Below are 25,891 nucleotides of genomic sequence, written 5' to 3' on the forward strand. Positions count from 1 at the left end.
GAAGCGACCGGGGACGGTAACCCTTACGGGGCAATATTCTTGGTCAACACTGAAGCGACAGCGATCACTCGCGGCGCCGTGACCGCTCCAGCAGCAGCACGCCGCCGAGCAGCAGGACCAGACCCAGCACGACCAGGCGCGGCAGCTCGTAACCCGTCCAGGCCAGCACCGGCGAGTCCATGCGCTCGGCCACCGTGGTGGTCGCCGACGCCAGGTCGTCGTCCGCCGACCGGTCCGTCACGCCGGCGGCCGTCAGGGTCACGTCGTTGACCAGCTCGCCCGGCTCGTCGACCACCGCGGTCAACGTCAGCGTGCGGCTCTCCCCCGGCGCCAGCGCGCCGACCGCCCACTCGCCGTCCACCAGTTCCTCGCTCGACGACTCCACCGCCAGCGGCAGGTGCTCGCGCACGATCACCTCGGGCGCGGTGGACGACCCGTTGTTCGTCACGGTCACGGTCCAGGTCACCCGGTCGCCGACGAACACCGTCGTCTCGTCCACGGTCTTGGTCACCGACAGGTCCGTGCGCCGTTCGACCTGGGCCGCCTCCGCGGCACCCGGCCCGGGGTCACTGCCCACCACCGACGCGCTGTTGATCACCGTGTCACCCGGCAGACCCGGGTCGACGGCCGTGCGGATGTCGACCGTGCGGCTCTGCCCGGCCGGGATCGTGCCGAGCGCGCACGTCACGACCTGGCCGGCCGCCGTGCACCCGTCGCCGCCGGTGAAGGTCAGCCCGGCGGGCAGCGGGTCGACGGCCTCGACGTCGGTCGCCGCCACCGTGCCGCCGTTGGCCACCGTGATCCGCCAGGTCGCCTCCGTACCCGGCACGACGCTCTCGCCGACCAGGGTCTTGGTCACGCCCAGCGCCGCGGCGCCCGCCACCGCGACGGTCGACGTCGCGAGGTTGTTCTCGGCATCGGTGTCCGAGGTGGACGCGTTGATCGACACGGTGTTCAGGATCTCCGTCGCGTCCGTGTCCGCCTTGACCACGGCCTTGAGCGACAGGGACAGCGTCGCCTGGTCGGCCATGTCCGCCAGCTCGCACAGCAGCACGTCGCCGGAGAGCTGGCAGTTGTCCGGCAAGTCGACGAACTCGACCTGCTCGGGCACCACGTCGGCGAGGATCAGGCCGTCGGCGGTCTGCGGGCCGTCGTTGCGGATGTCGAACGTCCACGTGATCGTCCCGCCGGGCGCGACCGACTCGACGTCGGCCGTCTTCGTGATCGACATGTCCGCGAACACGGCCAGCGACCCGATGACGGTGGCGACGTTGTTCTCGTCGTCCGGGTCGGGCACCGACGAGGAGACGGTCACCGACTGCGAGACCTGCTCCGGGATGACGTCGGACGACGCGTTGACGACGAACTCCAGCGTGATCGACGCCCCCGGCGCCACGGCGCCGAGCGAGCACACCAGGGCCTGACCGGTGACGGTGCACTGGCTCGGCACGGTCACCGGCGTGAGCCCGGCGTTGAACGTGCCGGTCAGCTGCGCGTTCGCCGCCGTGGCCGGACCGTTGTTGGTCACGACCGCCAGGAAGGTCTCCTGCGAGCCCGGGATCAGCGGCGCCGTGGTCAGCGCCAGTGTCACGGCCAGGTCCGCCGTACCGGTCACGGTCGTCGACACGCTCGCCGTGCTGTCCGCCGGATCGGGGTCGGCCACGGCCGACTGCGCGGCGGCCACGGCGGTCACCGTGCCGTTCAGGTCGGTCGCGGCGGTCGCCGTGAACGCGAACGTCCGCGTGGCGCCGACCGCCAGCGCGTCGAACGCGCACCGCACCGTCCGGCCCTCGACCGTGCACCCGGCGGGCGCGGTCGGGGTGACGCCGGCGGGCAGGGTCGCGGTCACGACCACGCTCTCGGCCTGTGACGGACCGTCGTTGGTGACGACCACCTGCCACGTCCCGCCCGCACCGGCCGCCAGGGTGGCCGGGCCGGTGAACGCGACCCGCAGGTCCGCGCTGCCGTCCACCGGCGCGTTGGACGAGGCCGTGTTGTCGGCCGGGTCCGGGTCGCTGGTGGCCGACGAGCCGACCGACGTGAACACGAAGGTGCCCTTGGCGTCGGCCGGGAGCACGCCGTTGATCACGATCTCCCGCTGCTCGCCGGGCGCCAGGTCGCCGAGGACGCAGTTCGCCGCGTCGGCGCACCCGGTGACCGAGGTGACGGTGAACCCGGCGGGCAGCTGGTTGGCCAGCACCGCGGCGATCGCCGTCGCCGGGCCGTCGTTGCGCACGGTCACCCGCACGGTGACCGGCGAACCGGCGACCGGGGACGCGGGCTCCGTCGCGACCGAGACGGTCAGGTCCGCCACCGCGCGGACCGGGGTCGTCACGGTGGTGGAGTTGTTGCCGGGCACGGTGTCCACCATGTCCGAGACCGTGTTCGCGGCGACCGCGAGCGTCCCGGCGGTGTAGTCCGGCGCGAGGGTGCCGGTCACCACGATCGACAGGTCCTCGCCGGCCGCGAGTTGCACGGCCGTGCAGCGGACCGTCTCGTCGCAGATCAGGCTCGGCGACGCCACCACCGAGGTCAGGGTCACGCCCGCCGGGAGCGGCAGCCGGAACACGATGCCCTCGGCGATCGACGGACCCGAGTTGACCACGCGGGCGGTGAAGGTCGCCGACTCGCCGGCCGACAGCGGCGTGGGCGAGACGACCAGCTCGGTCGACACGTCCACCGTGCGCACGACCTCCGCGCCCAGCACGGCGGTGTTGTCCGCCGGGTCGGGATCGGCCGTCGGCGAGGTCACGGTCACCGGGAACTGCAGCGTCCCCGGCCGGGTGTCGGACGGCACGTCCCCCCGGATCTCGATCAGCACCGAGCCGGCGGGCAGCGAACCGATCGTGCAGCGCACGCTCGTGTCGCACGTGACGCCGGCGGGCGCGACGACGGTGACGTTGGTGAGCCCGGCCGGGATCGGCACCGTCACCACGACGCCGGTCGCGGTGGACGGACCCGAGTTCGTCACGGTCACCGCGACGGTGGCGGGCGAACCGGCCACCAGCGGCGTGGGCTGCGAGGTCACCGTGACCGACAGGTCGGACGAGCTGACCACGGTGGCGTTCACCGACGCGCCGTTGTTGCCCGGCGTCGCGTCCGGAGTGGACGTCGTGGTGTTCGCGGTGACGGCCAGCGTGCCGCCGGCGAAGTCCGCCGCGAGGACGCCGGTCGCCACGATCTCCAGGGTCGCACCGGTACCCAACGTCGTCGTGGTGCACCGGATCGACTGGTCGCAGGTGACACCCGGCGGCGCGGCGATCGACGTGACCGTCACCCCGGCCGGCACCGGCAGCGTGAACACGACACCGCTCGCACCCGACGGGCCGGCGTTGGACACCACGGCCCGCAAGGTGACCGGCGAACCGGCGACCAGCGGCGACGGCGTCACGGCCAGGGTCGTCGACACGTCCGAGGAACGGCCGACCGCCGCGTCGAGCGTGGCGGTGTTGTCCGCCGGGTCGGGGTCGGTCGCCGGGGACGTCACGGTCGCCGGGAACGGCAGCGTGGTCGCGGCCGAGTCGGCCGGCACCCGGCCCTGGATGCGGATCCGCACGTCGCCCACCGGCAGCGAACCGATCGTGCACCGGACCGCGGCGTCACAGGTGACACCGGCCGGCGCCACGACGGTCACGTCCGTGAAGCCCGCCGGGATCGGCACCGTGACCTCGACGCCCGTCGCGATCGACGGACCCGAGTTGGTCACCGTGACGGTGACCGTCGCCGGAGAGCCCGCGACCAGCGGGTCGGACGCGACGGCCACCGACAGGTCGGAGGCGACGCCGACGGTCGCGGTCACCGACGACGCGTTGTTCGCCGGTGTCGGGTCCGGTGTGGTCGTGGCCGCCGTCGCCGTGAGGCCCAGCGACGTGCCGGCGAAGTCGGTCGCGAGGACACCGGTGACCGAGATGTCCAGGTCCGCGCCGGCGCTCACCGTCGTCGCGGTGCACCGGATCGACTGGTCACAGGTGACACCCGGCGGCGCGGCGATCGACGTGACCGTCACCCCGGCGGGAACCGGCAACGTGAACACGACGCCCTGCGCGTCGGACGGGCCGCCGTTGGACAGTCGCGCGGCGATCGTCAGCGGCGACCCGGCGGTCAGCGGCGACGGCGTCACGTTCAGCGTGGTCGACACGTCGGCCGCGCGGGTCACCGGGACGTCGATCGTGGCCGTGTTGTCGGACAGGTCGGGGTCGTCGGCCGGGGACAGCACCGAGACCGGGAACGTCAGCGAGGTCGCGAGCGAATCCGCCGGCACCATTCCCTGGATCAGGATCTCGATCGGGCCGACCGGCACGAAGTACATCGTGCAGCGCACGGTCGAGTCGCAGGTCACGCCGTCCGGCGCGATCACGAAGACGTCGGTCAGGCCCGCCGGGATCGGCAGGGTCAACTCGACGCCGATCGCGGTCGACGGACCGAGGTTGGTCAGCGTCACCCCGATCGCGGCGGGCTGACCGGCCACCAGCGGGTCGGAGGTGATGGACACCGCCAGGCCGGACGCGAGGCCGACGGTCGCGGTCACCGACGACGCGTTGTTCGCCTCGGTCGGGTCGGGCGTGGTCGTCGAGGTCGCCGCCGTGAAGTCCAGCGTCGTGCCGGTGAAGTCGGCCGACACCGTGCCCGTGGCCATGATCTCGATCGTCGCCCCGGCACCCACGGTCGTCGTGGTGCACCGGATCGACTGGTCGCAGGTCACGCCCGGCGGCACCGCGATCGACGTGATCGTCACGTCGCCGGGCACCGACAGCGTGAACTCGATGCCGTCTGCGGTCGACGGACCGGTGTTCGACACCAGGGCCCGCAGCGTCAGCGGCGCACCGGCCGTCAGCGGCGACGGCGTCACGGTCAGCACCGTGGCCACGTCCGCCGACCGCTCGACGCCCGCGCCCAGCACCGCGGTGTTGTCGCTCGGGTCCGGGTCGGGGACCGACGAGGACACGGTGGCCGGGAAGTCCAGCGACCCGGTCGGCGTGGCGGCGGGCACCCGACCGGTGATCTCGATCCGCACCTCGCCCGTGGGCAGCGACGGGAAGACGCACCGGACGGTCGTGTCGCACGTCGCGCCGGCGGGCGCGGTCACCACGACGTCGGTGAACCCGGCCGGGAGCGGCACGGAGACCTCGGCGCCGGCCGCGGCCGACGGACCGGAGTTCGTCACCGTCACCGCGATGGTCGCGAGCGAACCGGCGATCAGCGGGCTCGGGCTCGACGCCAGGTTCACCGACAGGTCGGCCGACATGCCGACGGCCGCGGTCACCGACGCCGAGTTGTTGTCCGGTGTGGCGTCCGGGGTCGTCGCGCCGGTCGTGCCGGTGAACGTCAGCGAGTTGCCCGGCAGGTCGGCGGCCACGGTGCCGGTCACCACGATGTCGACCTGGGCACCGACGCCCAGGGTCGGCGCGGTGCACCGGACGGTCTGGTCGCACGTCACGCCGGCGGGCGCCGTGACACCGGTGACCGTCACCCCGGCCGGGACCGGCAGCGTGAACACGATGCCGCCGGCCGTGGACGGACCGGTGTTCGCGACGTGGGCCGTGACCGTCACCGGCAGACCCGCCGTCAGCGGCGTCGGGGAGACCTCGAGCGTCGTGGCCACGTCGGCGGACGGTCCGACCGGCGCGTCGAGCGTGGCCGTGTTGTCCGCCGGGTCCGGGTCGGACACCGGCGAGGTGACCGCGGCCGCGAACGGCAGCGACGGGTCGGTCACGTCGGCGGGCACCTGGCCCGCGATCTCGATCCGCACGTCGCCGAGCACCAGGGACGGGATGGCGCAGCGCACGCTGTTGTCACAGGTGACGCCGGCGGGCGCGGTCACCGTGCCGACGGTGAACCCGGCCGGGATCGGCAGGGTCACCACGACGCCGGTGGCGTTCGACGGGCCGGAGTTGGTCACCGTGACGGCGACCGTCGCGGGCGTGCCCGGGACCAGCGCGCCGCTCGTCACCGCCACCGACAGGTCGGCGGAGGCGCCGGCGCCGGTGGTCACGGAGGCCGCGTTGTTCGCCGGGGTCGGGTCGGTGGTGGTCGTGGTCGACGTCGCCGTGAGGTCCAGCGACGGGCCGGTGAAGTCTGCGGCGAGCGTGCCGGTGACCGAGATCGTCGCCGTGGTGCCGGCACCGATCCGGGCCGCCGTGCAGCGGATCGCCTGGTCGCAGGTCACGCCCGGCGGCACGGCGATCGACGTGACGGTCACCCCGGCCGGGACCGGCAGCGTGAACTCGATGTTCTCGGCGTCCGACGGGCCGCTGTTCGTGATCGCCGCGGTGATGGTGAGCGGCGCACCGGCGGTCAGCGGCGACGGCGACACGGTCAGCGCGGTCGAGACGTCGGCCGACCGCTGCACACCGGCGCCGAGCACGACGTTGTTGTCGCTCGGGTCCGGGTCGGGGACCGGCGAGGTCACGGTGACCGGGAAGTCCAGCGACGGGACCGACGTGTCGGCGGGCACCCGGCCCGTGATCTCGATCCGCACGTCGCCCGCCGGCACCGACGCGATCGTGCAGCGCACCGACGAGTCACAGGTGACGCCCGCGGGCGCGGTCACGGTCACGTCGACGAACCCGGCCGGGATCGGCACGGTCACCACGACATCGGTCGCCGTGGACGGTCCGGAGTTCGTCACCGTCACCACGACGGTGGCGGGCGAACCGGCCGTCAGCGGATCGGGATTCGACGCCACCGTGACCGACAGGTCGGACGACGTGCCGACAGTCGCATTGACCGTGACGGCGTTGTTGGCCGGCGTGGCGTCGGGTGTCGTCGTGGTCGACGTGGCCGTGAAGCCCAACGTGGTCGCGGTGGACCCGGCGTCGAGCGTGCCCGTCACCGAGATGTCCACAGTGGACCCGACCGTGAGGGACGCGGCCGTGCACCGGATGGACGTGTCGCAGTCGATACCCGGCGGCGCCGCGATCGACGTGATCGTCACACCCGCCGGGATCGGCAGCGTGAACTCCACGTTCTGCGCGAGCGACGGACCGGCGTTGGAGATCCGCGCCGCGATGGTCAGCGGCGAACCGGCGGTCAGCGGCGCCGGCGAGACGACCAGTTCGGTCGACACGTCGGCGGACCGCGTCACGCCCGCACCCAGCACCGCACTGTTGTCGCTCGGGTCCGGGTCGGCGACCGGCGACGCGACGGTGGCCGGGAAGTCCAGCGACGGCGCCGACGAGTCGGCGGGCACCCGGCCCGTGATCTCGATCCGGACGTCGCCGGTCGGCACCGAGGCGATCGTGCACCGGACGGTCGTGTCGCAGGTGACACCGGCGGGCGCGTTCACGGTCACGTCCACGAACCCGGCCGGGATCGGCAGCGTCACCACGACGCCGGTCGCGGTCGACGGACCCGAGTTCGTCACCGTCACCGCGATCGTCGCCGGGGAACCGGCCACCAACGGGTTCGGCTCCGAGGCCACCACCACGGACAGGTCGGCCGAGGTGCCGACGGCGGCGGTGACCGACGCGGCGTTGTTGCCCGGCGTGCCGTCCGTCGTCGAGGTCGACGAGGTCGCGGTGAAGCCCAGCGATGCCCCGGTGAACCCGGCGTCGACCGTACCCAGCACCGTGATGTCCACGGTCGCGCCCACCGCGAGGGTGCCCGCAGTGCAGCGGACCGTCTGGTCGCACGTCACGCCCGGCGGCGCGATCACGCCGGTGACCGTCACCCCGGCCGGGACCGGCAGCGTGAACTCGACGCTCTCCGCGACCGACGGACCGGCGTTGGAGATCCGCGCGGTCGCCGTCACGGCCGAACCCGCGACCAGCGGGGCGGGCGTGACCGTCAGCTCGGTGGCGACGTCGGCCGACCGCGACACACCCGCGCCGAGCACGGCGCTGTTGTCGCTCGGGTCCGGGTCGGGAACCGGCGAGGTCACCGTGGCCGGGAAGTCCAGCGACGGGACGGACGCGTCCGCGGGCACCCGACCGGAGATCTCGATCCGCACGTCACCCGCGGGCAGCGTGGCGATGGTGCACCGGACGCTGGTGTCACACGTGACGCCCGCCGGGGCGGTCACCGTGACGTCGGTGAACCCGGCCGGGATCGGCAGCGTCACCACGACATCGGTGGCCGTGGACGGACCCGAGTTCGTCACCGTCACCGCGACGGTCGCCGGGGAACCGGCCACCAACGGGTTCGGCTCCGAGGCCACCACCACGGACAGGTCGGCCGAGGTGCCGACGGTCGCGTCGACCGTGACCGCGTTGTTGGCCGGAGTGGCGTCCGGAGTCGTCGTGGTCGACGTCCCGGTGAAGCCCAACGTGGTCGCGGTGGACCCGGCGTCGAGCGTGCCCGTCACCGAGATGTCCACAGTGGACCCGACTGTGAGGGACGCCGCCGTGCACCGGATCGACGTGTCGCAGTCGACACCCGGCGGCGCCGCGATCGACGTGATCGTCACACCCGCCGGGACCGGCAGCGTGAAGACGACGTTCTCGGCCAGTGACGGACCGGCGTTCGCCACCCGGGCGTTGATCGTCAACGGCGAACCGGCGATCAGCGGCGACGGCGAGACCGTCAACTCCGTCGACACGTCCGCCGAACGCCGCACACCCGCGCCCAGCACCGCGCTGTTGTCGCTCGGGTCGGGGTCGGCGACCGGCGAGGTCACCGTCACCGGGAAGTCCAGCGACGGGACCGACGAGTCGGCGGGCACCCGGCCCGTGATCTCGATCCGGACGTCGCCGGTCGGCACCGAGGCGATCGTGCACCGGACGCTCGTGTCACACGTGACACCCGCGGGCGCGTTCACGGTCACGTCCACGAACCCGGCCGGGATCGGCAGCGTCACCACGACGCCGGTCGCGGTCGACGGACCCGAGTTCGTCACCGTCACCGCGACGGTCGCGGGCGAACCCGCCGTCAGCGGATCGGGGTTCGACACCACGGTCACCGACAGATCGGCCGACGTGCTGACTGTCGGGTCCACGGTCACCGCGTTGTTGCCCTGGTCGGCATCGGCGGTCGAGGACGACGACGTGGCGGTGAAGCCGATCGACGTGCCGGTGTACCCGGCGTCGACCGTGCCGGCCACGACGAGGTCCAGGCCCGCGCCGGACGCGAGGGACGCGGTCGTGCAGCGCACCGAGGAATCACACATCACGCCCGGCGGCGCGGTCACGCCCGTGACCGTCACCCCGGCCGGGATCGGCAGCGTGAACTCCACGTTCTCGGCCTGCGACGGGCCGGCGTTGGCGACCCGGGCCGTCAAGGTCACCGGCGAACCGGCCACCAGCGGCGTCGGCGACACCGTCAGCGCGGTCGACACGTCCGCCGAACGCGACACGCCCGCGCCCAACGTGGCCGTGTTGTCGGCCGGGTCGGGGTCCGGGACCGGCGAGGTCACGGTGGCCGGGAAGTCGAGCGAGCCGGCCGACGAATCCGCCGGGACCCGACCGGTGATCTCGATCCGCACGTCGCCGACGGGCAGCGACGCGATCGTGCAGCGCACCGAAGCGTCACACGTGACACCGGCGGGCGCGTTCACCGTGACGTCGACGAACCCGGCCGGGATCGGCAGCGTCACCTCGACGCCGGTCGCGGTCGACGGACCGGAGTTGGTCACCGTCACCGCGATCGTCGCCGGGGAACCGGCCACCAGCGGGTCGGGGTTCGAAGCCACCGCGACGGACAGGTCGGCCGAGGTGGTCACGGTCGCGTCGACCGTGTCCGCGTTGTTGCTCGGCGAGGCGTCCGGGGTCGTGGTGCCCGTGGTCGCCGTGAAGCCGACGGTCGCGCCGGTGAAGGCGGCGTCGAGCGTGCCCGCCACCGAGATCTCCAGCGTGGCCCCGGTCGCCAGGGACACGGCCGTGCACCGGATCGACGTGTCGCAGTCGACGCCGGGCGGCGCCGTGACGCCCGTGATCGTCACACCCGCCGGGACCGGCAGCGTGAACACCAGGTTCTCGGCCAGCGACGGACCGGCGTTGGAGATCCGCGCCGTCGCGGTCAACGGCGACCCGGCGACGAGCGGCGACGGCGAGACCGTCAGCTCGGTCGACACGTCGGCCGACCGCGTGACGCCCGCGCCCAGGACGGCGGTGTTGTCGCTCGGGTCCGGATCGGCGACCGGCGACGCGACGGTGGCCGGGAACTCCAGCGTGGCGGCCGACGAATCGGACGGCACCCGGCCGGTGATCTCGATCCGGACATCACCCGCCGGCACCGACGCGATGGTGCACCGGACGCTGTTGTCGCAGGTGACGCCCGCCGGGGCGGTGACGGTCACGTCGGTGAACCCGGCCGGGATCGGCACGGTCACCACGACGTCGGTCGCCGTCGACGGACCCGAGTTCGTCACGGTCACGACCACGGTCGCCGGCGAACCCGCCACCAGCGGATCGGGGCTCGACGCCACCGTCACCGACAGGTCGGCCGAGGTGTCGACCGTCGGGTCGACGGTCACCGCGTTGTTGCCCTGGTCGGGATCCGAGGTCGAGGTCGAGGACGTTCCGGTGAAGCCGATCGACGCGCCGGTGTACCCGGCGTCGACCGCGGCCGTCACCGTGATGTCCACGGTCGCACCGACCACCAGCGTCCCGGCGGTGCACCGCACGGTCTGGTCACAGGTGACGCCCGCGGGCGCCGTGACGCCGGTGATCGTCACGCCGGCCGGGACCGGCAGCGTGAACTCGACGTTCTCCGCGACCGACGGACCGGTGTTGGACACCCGCGCGGTGATCGTCGCCGACGAACCCGCGACGAGCGGCGACACGGTCAGTTCGGTCGACACGTCCGCGGAACGCTGGACAGCCGCGCCCAGCGTGGCCGTGTTGTCGGCCGGGTCGGGGTCGGAGACCGGCGAGGTCACCGTGGCCGGGAAGTCCAGCGAACCGGCCGACGAGTCCGCCGGGACCCGACCGGTGATCTCGATCCGCACGTCACCCGTCGGCACCGACGCGATCGTGCAGCGCACCGAAGCGTCACACGTGACACCGGCGGGCGCGGTGACCGTCACGTCCAGGAACCCGGCCGGGATCGGCACGGTCACCACGACGTCGGTCGCCGTGGACGGACCGGAGTTCGTCACCGTCACCACGACGGTCGCGGGCGAACCGGCCGTCAGCGGATCGGGGTTCGACGCCACGGTCACCGACAGGTCGGCCGAGGTGCCCACGGTCGCGGTGACCGACGCGGCGTTGTTGGCCGGTGTGGTGTCCGGCGTGGTCGTGGTGGACGTGCCGGTGAACGCCAGGGAAGGACCGGTGAAGTCCGCGGCGACCGTGCCCTCGACGACGATCTCCAGGTCGTCGCCGGCGCCCAGCGTGGCGGCCGTGCACCGCACCGAGGAATCACACGTCACGCCCGGCGGGGCCGTGACCCCGGTGACCGTGAGGCCGGCCGGGATCGGCAGCGTGAACTCGATGCCCTGTGCCACCGACGGACCGGCGTTGGCCACCCGCGCGGTGATCGTCGCCGACGAACCCGCCACCAGCGGCGACGGCGACACGGTCAGTTCGGTCGACACGTCGGCGGCGCGGCCGACCGACGGGGTGGCGGACGCGGCGTTGTCCGCCGGGTCCGGATCGGCGACCGGGGAGGTCACGGTGACCGGGAACGTCAACGACGTGGCCGACGAGTCCGCGGGCACCCGGCCGGCGATCTCGATCCGCACGTCGCCGACGGGCAGCGACGCGATCGTGCAGCGCACCGACGAATCGCAGGTGACGCCCGGCGGCGCGGACACGGTCACGTCGGTGAACCCGGCCGGGATCGGCAGGGTCACCTCGACGCCCGTGGCGGTCGACGGACCGGAGTTGGTCACGGTCACCACGACCGTGCCCGGCGAACCGGCGGTCAGCGGGTCGGCCGTGACGGCCACCGACACGTCGGCCGAGGTGCCGACGCCGGCGTTGACCGTCGCCGTGTTGTCGGCCTGGTCCGGGTCCGGGGTCGTCGTGGCGACCGTGCCGGTGAACGCGAGCGTGCCGTCCACGTAGTCGGCGCTGAGCGTGCCGGTGACCACGATCTCGAAGTCCGCGCCGGCGGCGAGGGTGTCCGCCGTGCAGCGCACCGACGCGTCACAGGTGACGCCCGGCGGCGCGGTCACGCCGATGACCGTCACGTCCGCCGGGATCGGCAGCGTGAAGTCCACGTTCTCCGCGACCGACGGGCCGGCGTTGGCCACCCGCGCGGTCAGCGTCACGGCCGAACCCGCCACCAGCGGGTCGGGCGTGACGGCCAGCGTGGTCGACACGTCGGCCGCGCGGTCGAGCTGCGCGTCGAGCGTGGCGGTGTTGTCGGCCGGGTTCGGGTCGGCGGCGGGCGACGTCACGCTCGCCGGGAAGGCCAGCGTCGCGACGGCGGTGTCCGACGGCACCCGGCCGGCGATCTCGATGCGCACGGAGCCGGTGGGCAGCGACGCGATGGTGCAGCGGACGGTCGTGTCGCAGGTGACGCCGGCGGGCGCGGTCACCGTGACGTCGACCAGGCCCGGCGGGATCGGCAGCGTCAGCTCGACGCCGGTGGCGGTCGACGGGCCCGAGTTCGTCACGGTCACCGCGACGGTCGCGGGCGAGCCGGCCACCAGCGGCGACGGGTCGGAGGTCACGGCCACCGACAGGTCGGCGGTCGGCGTCGTGGCCGTGGCGCTGGTCGACGAGTTGTCGCCGAGGTCCGGGTCGGCGGTCGCGGCGCTCACCGTCGAGGTGACCAGCAGGACCGGGTCGGTCACGTCGGGCGCGACGGCGCCGGTGACGATCAGCGTCACGTCCGCGCCCGCCTGGAGCACGGGGATCGTGCAGCGCAGGCCGGTGCACGTCACGCCGGCGGGCGCGATCACCGAGCCGCCGGTCACGCCGGTGGGCAGGACGATGTCGACCGCGACGTCACGGGCGTCGGACGGGCCGTCGTCGGTCACGACGACCGCCCACGACGCCGCCTCGCCGGGCACCAGGGTCGGCTGCTGCGCGGAGGTCACGATCGACAGGTCGGCGGAGCCCGCGACCGGGCTGGTCGCCGACGCCGTGCGGCCGTCGGGCGGGGTCGGGTCGGCCTCGGGTACCGGCGAGGTGAGCGTCGCCGTGAGTGTCAGCGTGGCGGCCGTGATGTCGGCGCGGGCGGTGGCCGTGACCTCGATGGGCAGCGACGTGCCGCCGACGATCGTGCCGAGGTCGCAGCGCACGGTCCGGCCGGTGATGTCGCACGTGCCCTGCAGCGGCGTGACGACGACGTCGTCCAGGCCCTCGGGCAGCGTGAACTCCACGATCGCGGCGGCGTCGGACGGACCGTCGTCGACGGCCGTGATCTCCCAGCGGACCGGGGAGCCGGGCGTGATCTCGTCCGGCGCCAGGATGTCCAGGCGCAGGTCGGCCAGCGGCGTCACGGGCGTGGTCGCCGACGCGGAGTTGTTCGCGGGGTCGGGATCGGCGGTGGCGGTCAGGGTGTCGACGCCGACGGTGATCTCGGTGCCGTCGAACGACCCGGACAGGGAGACCGGGATCTGGATCACGACGGGCCGACCCGGCAGGACCGGGCCGAGATCGCACACGATGTTGTCGTCGAACTGCTCGCACGTGCCCTGGTCGGTGAGGATGTCGCCGTTGATCGACAGGCCGACGGGCAGGCCGGTCAGCGACACCACGCCGAGCGCGGCGGACGGTCCGGTGGTCGACACGGTCGCGGTGTAGAGCAGGGCGCGGCCGGGCACGGCGGGCGACGGGTCGGCGGACAGCGTGACCGACAGGTCGGACGACGAGGTGGCGCTCGTGTCCACGACGGCCGTGTTGTCACGGGCGTCCGGGTCGCCGGTCGTGGCCGACGCCGACGCGCGGAACTGGAGCGTCGAGCCGGTGAACAGCGGGTCGACCGTGCCGCTGACGCGGTAGGTCACCGAGGCGCCCGGCGCGATGTCGCCGAACGAGCACGCGGTCGGCGACCCGCAGGAGGCGTTGTCCACCACGGCGTCGAGCAGTTCGGCGGGCACCAGGGACGAGACGGCGACCGACCGCGCCGAGGATGGGCCGGCGTTGCTGACGGTGACCACGTACTCGAGCGGTTGGCCGGCGACGATGGTGGCGGGTGCGTCGACGGTGATGCCCAGGTTGGCCGAGTCCGTCGCCGAGGACGTGACCTCGCTGGTGTTGTCGGCCGGGTCGATCTCCGGCGTGGTGCTGACCGCCGAGGCCGCGTTGGTGATCGAGTCGCTGCCGTCGGCGAGCGTGCCGCGCACGGTGATGGACACCGGCCCGGCACCCGCGCGCACGGTGCCCAGCTCGCAGCGCACGTCCTGGCCGGTCACGGTGCACGCGCCCTGGGTCGTCGTGGCCGTGGCACCGCTGATCGAGGTCGACAGGGTGTCGAGGACGACGACGTCGCGGGCGTCGGACGGACCGCGGTCGGACACCTCGATCAGGAACTCGACCTGCGCGCCCGCGATCGGGACGCCGGACGTGACCGCCTTGGCCACGGCCAGGTCGGCGCGCGGCGTGGACGTGGTCGTCGTGGTGACGGTGTTGTTGGCGGGTGTCGGGTCCGGGGTGTCGGACGTGACGGTGGCCTCGGCGGTGAGCGGGCCGGCCACCACGTCGGCGGCCAGGACGCCCTCGACGGTGAACAGCGCGGTGGCGCCCGGTGCGAGGTCGCCGATCGGGCAGCTCACCTGGCGGCCGGTCACGGTGCACGACCCGGTCGCGGTGATCGAGCCGAAGCCCTCGGGCAGGGTCGCGGTCGCGACGACGGCCGAGGCCTGCGAGGGGCCGAGGTCGCGCACGCGCAGCACCCAGGTCGCGCGGGTGCCCGGCGTGGCCTCGGTGGGCGAGGTCAGCGTGACCTCCAGGTCGGCGCTGCCGTCGGCCGACGTGGAGGAGGTGTCGTCGTCGGGCTCGGGTCCGGGCGTCGGCGAGTCGATGCTCGCGTCCACCTGGATGTCGCCGGTGAACGCCGGGTCGACGCGTCCGGTGAGGGTGATGTCGATCGATCCGCCGGCGGCCACGTGGCCCAGCGCGCAGGTCACGGTGCCGTCGAGGACGTCGCACGTCCCGCCCGGCCAGGTCGCGACCGGGTCGAGCACCGACGGCGGCACGGCCACGGTCACGACGACGGCGTCCGCATCGGACGGTCCGGCCACGGTGGCGCGCACGGTCCACGTGGCGTCGGCGCCGGCGGTGACGCTCGCGGGCGGCACGACGTCGACGATCAGCAGGGCGTCGGGCGTGACGGTCGTGGTCGTGGCCGCCGAGTTGTCGGCCGGGTCGGGGTCGGGCGTGCCGGACAGCGCGCTCGCGGTCACCCGCACGTCCGGGTCGGTGTAGCCGGGGTCGACGGTCGCGGTGAGCGAGAACTCGCGGCGCTGACCGGGGGCCAGGTCGCCGAGTGCGCAGGACAGCCCGCCGGCGACCGCGACGCAGCCCGCCGGCACCTGGAGGGTGACGCCGGCCGGCACGGCGACGGTGGCGATGGCACCGCGCGCGAGCGACGGCCCGTCGTTGACCACGGCCAGCGTCCACGCGCCGGTGAGGCCCGGCGTGAGGGTGGTGGCGCCGGTGATCAGGCTGACGTTCAGGTCGGCGCTGCTCGACGCGTCGGACACGACCGTCGAGGTGTTGTCGGCCGGGTTCGGGTCGGTGGAGCCCGTGGTCGTGACCGTGCTCGTGTCGGTGACGTTGGGACCGGCGAAGTCGGCGGCGAGCAGACCGGTGAAGGTCACCGTCGCCGCCGCGCCCGCGCCGACCGTGCCGATCGGGCAGCGGACGAGGCCGGCGAACACCTGGCAGGTGCCGAGCGTGGTGGTCGCGCCGTCGAGCGTCACGCCGGTGGGCGCGGGATTGTCGAACACCACGTTGTAGGCCGCGGACGGGCCGGTGTTGCGGACCGTGCTCTGCCACGTCATCCGGCCGCCGGCGACCGGTGCGCCCGAGGACAGCACGGTCACCACGGACACGTCGGCGGTCGCGGTCGCGGTGTACGACGCGGACGCGCTGTTGTTGGACCCGTCCGGGTCGGACAGGGCCGAGGACGAGGTCACCGACAGCGTCGTCGCCGTGTTGAGGGGTGCCGCGCTGTCGACGGCCAGCGTGATGTCGGCGGACACCTGCGCGCCGACGGCCACCTGCGGCCACGTGCACCGCACGGTGCGACCGATGAGCTGGCAGCTGCCGCCGGCCGTCGGCACGGCCGTGACGTAGTTGGTGCCGGTGGGCAGCGGGCTGGTGAGCACGACGGTGCGCGCCAGCGCCGGGCCCTGGTTGGTCGTGGCCACCCGGTAGGACACCGGGCGACCGGCGGTGACCGCACCGGAGGTGATCACGGCGCTCGCGGTCAGGTCGGCGCTGGCCGTGACGTTCTGCGTCACGGTGGCGGCGTTGTCGGCGGTGTTCGGGTCGGCGGTCACCGCCGACGCGGTCGCGGTGTTGACGACGCTGCCGGTCAGGTCGGACGCGACCTGCACGACGACCGCGGCGGTCACGGCGGCGCCGGGCGCGAGGCTGCCGAACGAGCAGCGGACCTCGGTGCCGACCAGCGCGCACGAGCCGACCGACGCGGTCGCCGACCGGAAGACCGAGCCGGTGGGCAGGGCGTCGACGACCACGACGCTGTCGGCGACCGACGGGCCGTTGTTGACCACGCGGATCGCGTACTCCTGCTCGAGGCCGGCTTCGGCGTTGGGCCGGGACACGGTCATCGTGGTGGACAGGTCCGCCTGGGTGCTGGTCGTGTTGGTCAGCCGCAGTTCGCGGTCGGCCGGTGTCGGGTCGGGGATCGGCGCGGACACGACCGCGGTGTTGACCAGGGTCGTGCCGGGCGGGGTGGCGGCGGGCACGAACGCGGTGAGCACGACGGTCGCCGTGGCACCGACCTCCAGGCGGCCCAACGCGCAGTCCACGCCCGTGCCGTCGGTGCGCGGGGTGCACGTGCCCTGCTGGGTCTGCACGCCGTTGGGCAGCAGGACCAGTCCGGTGGGCAGCGTGTCGGCCAGCGTCGCACTGTCCACTGTGGACGGACCGGCGTTGGTGACGGTCAGCGTGTAGGTCTGCGCGGTGCCCGCGCGGACCGGCTCGCTCGCCGCCGAGCCGACCAGGATCAGGTCCGCCTGGCGCTCGATCGGCGTGGTGAGCACGACCGGCGCGGGGCCGACGCCGTCGGGGTCGGCGGTGGTCGTGGTGGCACCGATGTTCGTGACCGCGTTGCCGGTCGCGGTCGGGTCGACGGCCACGGTGACCGTGACGACGACGCTCGCGCCCGCCGGCACCTGGGCCGCGGTGCAGGTGACGTCCGCGCCGGACGTGGTGCAGGAGCCCAGGGAACTCGTCGCGGACAGCACGGTCAGCGGCGCCGGGTAGCGGCCGGTGAGCACGACGTCGCGGGCGTCGGACGGCCCCTCGTTGACCAGGGTCGTGGTGTAGGTGGCCCGGCCGCCGGCGATCAGCGGCGTGGTGTCGACGCGGCTCGCCAGGGTCAGGTTCGCGGCGGTCGCGATCTCCAGGAAGCTGACGATCGTGTTGTCGAGCGGATCGGGGTCCGGGGTGGCCGCGGTGACAGACACGGTCGCCTGCGGTGCGCCGACGTCGGCGGACGGCGAAGCCCTGCCGGTTATCGTCACGGTGGCGAAAGACTCGGCCGCGAACACGCCGATCGGGCAGGTCACGCGGGTGCCGGACACGGCGCACGGCACGCCGCCGACGGACGCGACCACGTCGATCAGGCCGTCGGGCAGCTCGGCCACGAACGACGTGCCGCGGGCGTCGGACGGACCGGCGTTGAGCAGCTGCACGGTGCGGGTGAACGTCTCACCGGCGGTGAACGGCGTCGGCAGGTCGCTCTCGTAGACCTGGAGGTTGGCCGAGGCGACGACCGTGGTCGTCACGCCGGCGGTGTTGTTCGACGTGGTCGGGTCGGACGTGGTGGACGTCGCCGTGCCGGACACGGTGCGGGCGCCCGGGTCCTGGTTCGGCGGGACGAACGCGACGATCTCCACGTGCGCCACCGCGGCGGAGGCCAGGGCGCCCAGGGCGCAGTCGACCCTGGTGCCGGTGACGGTGCACGTGCCGACCGTGGTGGTGACGTCCGCGATCTGGAACCCGGCGGGCAGGGTCTCGGTGTAGGTCACGGCGTTCGCCGTGGACGGTCCGCCGTTGGTGACGTCGATCCGGTAGGCGAGCGCGTCGCCCGCGACGACCTCCGCGCGGTCCGCGGTCTGGGTGACGACGAGGTCGGCCTGTGCCTGCACGGACGCGGTGTGCGTGGCGGTGTTGTCGGCCGTGTTCGGGTCCGTGCCCGACGACGTGACGTTCACGGTGTTGACGAAGCCGCCCGGCGGGATCGTGCCCGGCGTGCCGACCGCGACGGTCACCGTGGAGGTGCCGCCGACCGGGAGCTGGCCGAGTTCGCACGTGATGTCCGGGACGATCAGCGCGCACTCGCCGGTGGTGGAGACCGACTGCACGGTCAGCCCGGCGGGCAACGTGTCGACGAGCCGGGTGCCGGCCGCGGCGGACGGGCCGCGGTTGGTCACCGTCATCGTGTAGGTCATGGACTGGCCGGCGATCACGGGCTGCGGCGTCGCCGACTTCGTGACCACCAGGTCGCTGACCCGCTGGACGGCGGTGGTGACCGAGCCCGCGTCGTCGGCGGTGGTGTCCTGGCTGGTGGAGGTGGTGACGTTCGCGCCGACGGTCAGCGGACCGGCGGGCACGTCGGCGTTGAGGTCGACGGTGAGCGCGACCGTGCCGGACGCCCCGGCGGGCAGGGTGTCGAGCGAGCACGTCACCGCGCCGTTGGTGACCACGCACGTGCCCAGCTGCGGCGAGGCGTTGGCGATCCGCACGCCGGTCACCGCCGGGAACCGGACCGTGACGTCGCGGGCGTCGGACGGCCCGGCGTTGGCGACGGTGATCGAGTAGCCGGTGCGGGTGCCCGCGACCACCTGGGGCGACGCGGCCGTGATCGACGTCGACAGGCCGGCCCGGGCGGCGGCCGGTGCGGTGGCCGTCGCCGAGTTGTCGGCCTGGTTGGCCTCGGCGGTCGACGAACTGGCCGTGCTGGTCACGCTCAGGGTGGCGGCGGAGTAGCTGGACGCCGGCAGCATCGTCCACTGCGGCGTCACGGTCACGCCCGGCGCGAGGTTGCCCAGCGCGCAGGTGACCAGGCCGCTGGTGGCGGTGCAGCCGGTGGACGAGGAGACGAACGTGGCGCCGGTCGGGACGGGCGCGGTGAACACGACGGCGCGTGCCGTCGACGGGCCGGCGTTGTTGACCGACGCCGAGGCGACGACCTGGGTGCCCGGCACGACGGTGGCGGGCGCGAGCGAGGACGCGACCCTCAGGTCCGCGGTGGACGTGACGTTGGTCGAGGTCGAGGACGTGTTGTTGGCGGGTATGTCGTCGGCCGTCGTCGCGGTCGCGCTCGCCGAGTTCACCAGGACGCTCGGCGAGAGCGCGGGGTCGATGCGGGCGTTGATGCCGACCGAGACCGTGGCGCCGTTGGCGACCGTGCCGACCTGGCACGTGACGGTCTGGTTGAACGGGGTACAGGTGACGCCCGAGGGTGTCGACGCGGACTCGAACGTCGCGCCGGAGGGCAGGGTGTCGGTGAGGACGACGCCGGTCGCCTCGGTCGGGCCGTTGTTGCGCACGGCCACCGTGTACTGGGCGGTGGTGCCCGCGTTCTGGGTGGCGTTCGCGGCGGTCTTGGTGACCGCGAGGTCGGCCAGGGACTGCACGGTCGTGTTCGTCGGCGCACCGGCGAACGAGAACGGTTTGTTGAGCGTGCGCGCGGTGTAGTCCAGGTACGGGGTGTTGACCAGGGTCGTACCCGCGGCGGCGCGGTCGACCGTGGCGCGGAACCGGATGGACACCGACGCGTTGGTGGCGATCGTGCCGCCGTTGGACGCGTTCGCGCCGGTACCGACGCGGACCTTCACCGTCCGGTCGGCCGCCGTGTACTCGCCTCTGTCGTCGCCGGTCGCGTCGGTGACGGTTCCGCTGAAGCCGCTGGGGTCGGTGATGACCGACGTGCTGCCGGGCACGTAGGTCAGGCCGGCGGGCAGCGGGTCGCGCATGATCGACGCGTCGGCGGAGTCACCGCCGGAATTGGTGAAGTCCAGCCGGTACTCCAGGACGTCGCCGGGCTGCGCGGGCGAATGGCCGTTGAGGTTCGTGACGGTCTTGCTGATCGCGTTGAACTGCGGCGTGAACAGGTCGATCTGGCTGGTGATGATGCCCGGGTAGTACGAGTCGCCGGTGGAGGTGACGTTGATCGTGGTCGACGTGCTGCCGTTGGCCAGCACGTTGGTGGTGTCGATCCGGCCGATGTCGACGCCGAAGTTGTTGAGGTTGCCCGGTTGTCGACCGGTGGTGTCGGCGCCGGCCTCGCTGATCCGCGAGTCGAAGAAGTTGTTGGTCGGCCTGGTGTTGTCGCTCAGCGTCGTGCTGGCCAGCCGCATGGAGTCGCCGGTCGTGCCGTAGTCGCCTTCCCACGCGACGACGCCGACCGAGGCGTTGACCTGGCCCGAGGGCGGCGCGAGGAAGCCGGACACCGGCACGTTGACGCTGTTGTTGCCGGTCGCCGACGTGACGTCGGCGAAGCCCTCGAAGATGCGCAGGTTGCGGTTGGGCAGCGCGGGGTTGCGGTAGGCCACGACGAGCGACCAGCCCGCGTACCGGTCGCTGCCGGTCGCGGCGCCCATGTCGCCGACCGTGTAGACGCCGTTGCCGCCGGCCGCGACCTGGGCGGTGACGTCGGCCGAGGCCTGGTAGGGACCGCTGTCGGAGGTGACCAGCGCGGAGGGCTGGATGAGCGTGCCCGCGGTGACCGTCGTGTAGGCGGCGTTGGGGAGCTTGAACCGGACCGTGCTGATCGACTTGGTCGGGGCGACGCCGCCGCTGCCCGCGACGGAACGCCCGCCCCAGACGAGGCGGGCGTGCAGGACGGTCGACCCGGCCGGCAGTGCGAGGGTGGCGGTGGAGGAGTTCGACGTGGACGCGTCGTTGTCGACGTCGACGAAGCCCATGACGTAGCTGTTGTTGTTGTTCACCACGCCGCTGCCCGCGCCCGAACGCGCCGCGACACAACCGGACGACGCGGTCGGACAGTCCATCGAGGACGCGCCGATCAACGCGATCGCACCCTGGTCGTCGGTGCCGTACACGACGTCGAAGGAGTCGCGGACCGCGGCCTGCGCCGTTACCGCCGGGACGAGCATAGCGATCACAAGGGCGACGACGGAGGTCGCGATTCCCTTGCGGTGGCGGCGAACCGCGGCCTCGATCGACATTCTGGTCCTCCGTGGACAGACCTGGAATGCCGTCAGCGTAGGACCGGCTATTCGATCCGGCCCGCCATGACCACCATCGGGCGAATGGCACTTTTCTCGCTCTCATACCGGCCCGTTTCGTGCCTTGATGCCCGGGCCCGGAGCGGCCATCCGGACGGCTTTCCTCCCGTCCGCCGACCCGCGGTGACATGAACCCTCTTCGGTTTTCGCTCCCCGCGATCGGGGATTCCGGGGGCGGCCATGCCTGTCGGTGCCGACGGGTAGCATCCGGACTGCCCGATCTGGCCAGGTGAGGTTCGCGCCCATGGACGACTCTGCCGAAGGCGGTGGAAGACACCTCGACCGCCGGCTACCGGAGCGGGGGTTGCCCGGTCACCGGGAATCCGCCTGCCGGGAACTCGTGGACGGCGTGCCGGTGGTCGTCTGGGAGGCGGAGGCGCGGACCGGGGAACTGCGGTACGTCTCCGCCGCCGCCCGGCGCAGGTTCGGGCAGGTCGTGACGCGCTGGCGCGACTTCGTGCACCCCGACGACCTCGACGAGGTCACCCGGACACGGCGGGCGCGGATCGAGGACTCCACCGAGTACGAACTGACCTACCGGGCGGTCACCGCGTCGGGGGACGTGGTGTGGCTGCACGAACGGGCCGCGGTGACCGGTTCGCGGTTGCGCGGCGTGCTCGTCGACACCACCGGGCAGCGGGTCGTCGAGGAACGGGAGCGGTTCCTGGCCTCGCTCGACCGCGCCCTGCAGCGGCTCGACGACGCCGAGGACGTACTGGCCACGGCCACGCGCATGCTCGCCGAGCACCTCGGCGTCGACCGATGCGTGTACGCGCGGGCCGACGAGGACGACGACCTGCCCGCCGTGGACGGGTTCGTCCTGGCCGACTTCGGTGCCGGCGCCGTGAAGGCGATGCGGGCCGGCCGGCCCTGGGTGGTCGAGGACAGCGAGAGCGACCCCGGCCTGACGCGGACCGATCTGGTCGCCTACCGGCGGACCGGCATCCGGGCGGTGATCTGCCTGCCGCTGTCGCGGGCGGGCCGCTTCGTCGGCGCGATGGCCGCGAGCCAGGCGACCGGGCGCCGGTGGACCGACGCCGAGGTGGCCCTGGTGTCACTGGTGGTCAACCGCTGCTGGGAGTCGGCGCAGCGGGCCGACGCCGACCGCGCGTCGCGCGAGGGCGAACGCCGGCTGCGGCTGCTGGTCGAGCGGGCCACCGACGTGATCTGGGTGCTCGACCGCGAGCTGCGGCTGGTCGAGGTGAACCCGGCGGCGTGCGCGCTGCTCGGCTACGGCCGGACCGAACTGCTGGACCGGCACGTCGGCGAGCTGGTGGTGTCCGGGCCGCACGCCGACCTGCGGCAACGCGACACGACCGAGGTGTGGGAGCTGCGGCGCGCGGACGGCGGCGTGGTCGCGGTGGAGATGAGCGTCCAGGACACGCCCACCGGCTACCAGGCGATCGGCCGGGACGTGACCGAACGCCGGCGGGCCGACGCCGAGCGCGACCGGCGGCTGCACCGCGAGCACGAGATCGCCGAGACGCTGCAGCGCAGCCTGCTCCCCCACGAACCGCCCGCCCTGGAACGGCTCGCGTCCGCCGCGCGCTACCTGCCCGCCTCGTCGCACTCGCGCATCGGCGGCGACTGGTACGACGTGCTGCCGGTGGGCGCCACGGCGGTGGCGATGTCGGTCGGCGACGTCGTGGGCAAGGGTCCGGCCGCGGCGGCGGTCATGGGCCAGTTGCGCAGCGCCCTGTCCGGCTACCTGCTCGACGGCCACTCCCCCGCCGCCGCGCTGGAGCGCCTCGACACGTTCGCGGCGCGGATCGACGGCGCGGCGGGCAGCACGTGCGCGTGCCTGGTCTTCGACTGGGACACCGGCGAACTGCGCCTGGCGATCGCGGGCCACCCGGCGCCGCTGGTGGTGGACGCGCACGGCGGCCGGTTCCGGGGCACGCCGGCGGGGCCGGTGCTGGGGTCGCGCGGTCGGGCGCCCTATCGCGACGACGTGACGACCCTGCCGCCCGGCGCGACCGTGGTGCTCTACACCGACGGTCTGGTGGAGCGGCGCGGCGAGCCGATCGACTTCGGCCTCGACCGGCTGCTGCGGGTGGCCGCGGCCGGGCACGCCCGGCCGCCGGGCGAGCTGGCCGACGCGATCACCGACGACCTGCTGGCCGGCGGGCGCGAGGACGACGTGGCGCTGGTGGTGGCCCGGCACCTGCCGGAGCCGCTGCGCCGCCGGGTGCCGGCAGTGCCCGGCGAGCTGGCCCTGATGCGCCGCCGGGTGGGCCGATGGGCCGCGCAGGCGGGCCTCGCCGAGGACCTCGCCTACGACCTCCAGCTCGCACTGGGCGAGGCCGCGGCCAACGCCGTCGACCACGCGTACCCGGACGGACCGGGCGACTTCGACTACTCGGTGTCGGTGACGACGAGCGGTGTGCGGGTGCGCGTGAGCGACCAGGGCCGGTGGCGGCCGAGTCCGGTCGACCCCGGGCACCGGGGCCGAGGGCTGGGCATGATCAGGATGCTGTCGGACGAGGTGCTGCTGGACCACGACGAGCACGGCACGACCGTGGTGTTCCACCTGCCGACCGTGTCGGCGGCCCCGCGCCCGGTCGCGCACACCGGCCCGTTCGAGCGGGTCGACGTGGTGGTGCGGCTGACCGGGGCGCTGGACCGCACGACGATCGAACGCACGCGGGCGGACCTGCTGGGCCGGGTCGCCGCCGGCGGGGTGGAGATCGACCTGACCGCCGTGGAACACCTGAGCAGTTCCGGTGTCGCGCTGCTGTTGGAGGCGGCGTCGGCGGCCGGGCGGCGGCCGGTGGTCACGGTGCGCGCGGGGTCGGCGCCGGCACGGGTGCTGACGTTGTCGGGCCTGACCGGTCCGGGTGGCCCGCTGGACGTCCGCCTCCGACCCTAGCAGTCCACTGTGGACTTTCGCCGCCGTGCGAACACCGGTTGGCCCAGCAGCACGCCACCCAGCACCAGCACCAGTCCCACGATCTGCCGCGACGTCAGCAGCTCGCCCGCGAGCGCCGTGCCGAGCAGCACGCCGGTGACCGGGTTGAGCAGTCCGATCAGGCCGACGGTGCCGGCTTCGAGGTGCCGCAAAGCGGTGAACCACGCGGCGTAGGCGAACGCGGTGGCCAGGATCGACACGTAGCCGATCCCCAGCAACTCCTTGCCGGTCGGCGCCGGTGGCGGACCTTCGACGGCGAACGCGGCCACGAGCAGCACCAGCCCGCCGGCGACCAGTTGCCACGAGGTCACCGACAGCACGGAATGCCCGCTGCCCCAGCGTTTCGTCAGGATGTGCCCCAGGGCGGACATGAGCATCGCGGCCACCGACGCGGCCAGGCCGAGCGGGTCGACCGGGTCCACCCCGGTGGACACCAGCAGCACGACCCCGACCACGCCGAACCCGCCGCCGAGCAGGGGCGGGAACCGCGGGCGCTCCCCCAGCAACGGCCAGGCCAGCAGCATCATCACCACGGGCAGCACGGCCATGACCGTCGCGGCCACGCTCGTCCGCAGCAACTGGGCCGCCACGTAGACCAGCGCGAAGAACGCGCCCATGTTCAGCGTGCCCAGCACGAACGACCGCCACCACCAGACGCCGCGCGGGCGTTCCCGCCGGACGGCGAGCAGCAGCAACCCGGCGGGCAGCGCCCGGACCGCGGCACCCCACAACGGGAGGTCCGGCGGCATCGTCTGCCTGGTCACGTAGTAGGTGCCGCCCCAGGCGATCGGGGCGGCGGCGGCGACCAGCCCCCACCGCACGGAAGCTTCCACATCCGAAACGTACCCCGCGCCTAGACTCGAACCACATGACCACGTGGCAATGGGATTCCTCGCTTTTCGCCGGAAGCGCCGCCTACTACGCGCGGGGGCGCATTGCCTACCCCACCGCCCTCGTCGACACCCTGGCCACCGCGGCGGGCCTCGACGGCACGGGGCGGCTGCTCGACGTCGGCAGTGGTCCGGGGTCGTTGACGTTGCCCCTGTCGCACCTGTTCCGGGAGGCGGTCGCCGTGGACGCCGACGCGGCCATGGTCGCCGAAGGTGCCCGTATCGCGGCGCGGGAGGGGATCACGAACATCCGCTGGGTCCACCTGCGTGCCGAGGACCTCCCGGCGGGTCTGGGCACGTTCCGGCTGGTCACCCTGGCCCAGGCGTTCCACTGGATGGATCGTGCGACCGTCGCCGCCGCGGTGCGGGCCATGCTCTCGCCGGACGGTGTGTGCGCCCACGTCCACGCCACGACCCACGAGGGCGTCGAGGACGACGGCCTGCCCCATCCCCGGCCGCCGCACGCCGGGATCGGCGACCTGGTACGCCGGTACCTCGGTCCCGTCCGTCGCGCCGGCCAGGGCACGCTGCCCGAGGGCACGGCGGACGGGGAAGCCGGGATCTACGAGGCGGCGGGCTTCACCCACGACCGGCACTTCGAGGTGCCCGGACGGGTCGTCACCCGGAGCGTGGACGACGTCGTGGCCGCGGTGTTCTCCCTGTCCGGTTCGGCGCCCCACCTGTTCGGCGACGACCTCCCGGCGTTCGAGGAAGAGCTTCGCGGGCTCCTGCGCACCACGGCGGCCGACGGCGTGTTCAGCGAGCGCGTGCGGGAGATCGGCGTCGACCTGTGGCGACCCTGACCCGGCCGGGGGTGCG

4 protein-coding genes are annotated in these 25,891 nt (G+C 73.6%); 2 read left to right on the plus strand and 2 right to left on the minus strand.

Annotated elements, in window-relative coordinates; all coding sequences use genetic code 11:
• Positions 1 to 64: 64 nt before the first annotated feature.
• A complete protein-coding gene (locus F4559_RS17250) occupies positions 65 to 21,214 on the minus strand; it encodes a CARDB domain-containing protein (RefSeq protein ID WP_184669962.1) in 21,150 nt (7,049 codons plus the stop codon).
• 304 nt (positions 21,215 to 21,518) lie between these two features.
• Here F4559_RS17250 and F4559_RS17255 point away from each other — a divergent pair, with 304 nt between their 5' ends.
• Complete coding sequence (locus F4559_RS17255) at positions 21,519 to 24,143, plus strand: SpoIIE family protein phosphatase (protein ID WP_184669964.1); 2,625 nt, start codon at positions 21,519 to 21,521, stop codon at positions 24,141 to 24,143.
• On the opposite strand, the gene F4559_RS17260 is transcribed toward F4559_RS17255, so the two are convergent.
• On the minus strand, positions 24,140 to 25,015 hold the full coding sequence (locus tag F4559_RS17260; RefSeq protein WP_312865700.1) for a DMT family transporter: 876 nt from the start codon (positions 25,013 to 25,015) through the stop codon (positions 24,140 to 24,142). The two genes, F4559_RS17255 and F4559_RS17260, sit on opposite strands and share 4 nt — an antisense overlap.
• Positions 25,016 to 25,050: 35 nt before the next feature.
• On the opposite strand from F4559_RS17260, the gene F4559_RS17265 reads away from it, so the two are divergent.
• Positions 25,051 to 25,875: a class I SAM-dependent methyltransferase gene (locus tag F4559_RS17265; RefSeq protein ID WP_184669966.1), complete on the plus strand. Its 825-nt coding sequence runs from the start codon at positions 25,051 to 25,053 to the stop codon at positions 25,873 to 25,875.
• The last annotated feature ends 16 nt before the right edge of the window (positions 25,876 to 25,891 follow it).

The organism is Saccharothrix violaceirubra (genome assembly GCF_014203755.1).
GTDB classification, from domain to species: domain Bacteria; phylum Actinomycetota; class Actinomycetes; order Mycobacteriales; family Pseudonocardiaceae; genus Actinosynnema; species Actinosynnema violaceirubrum.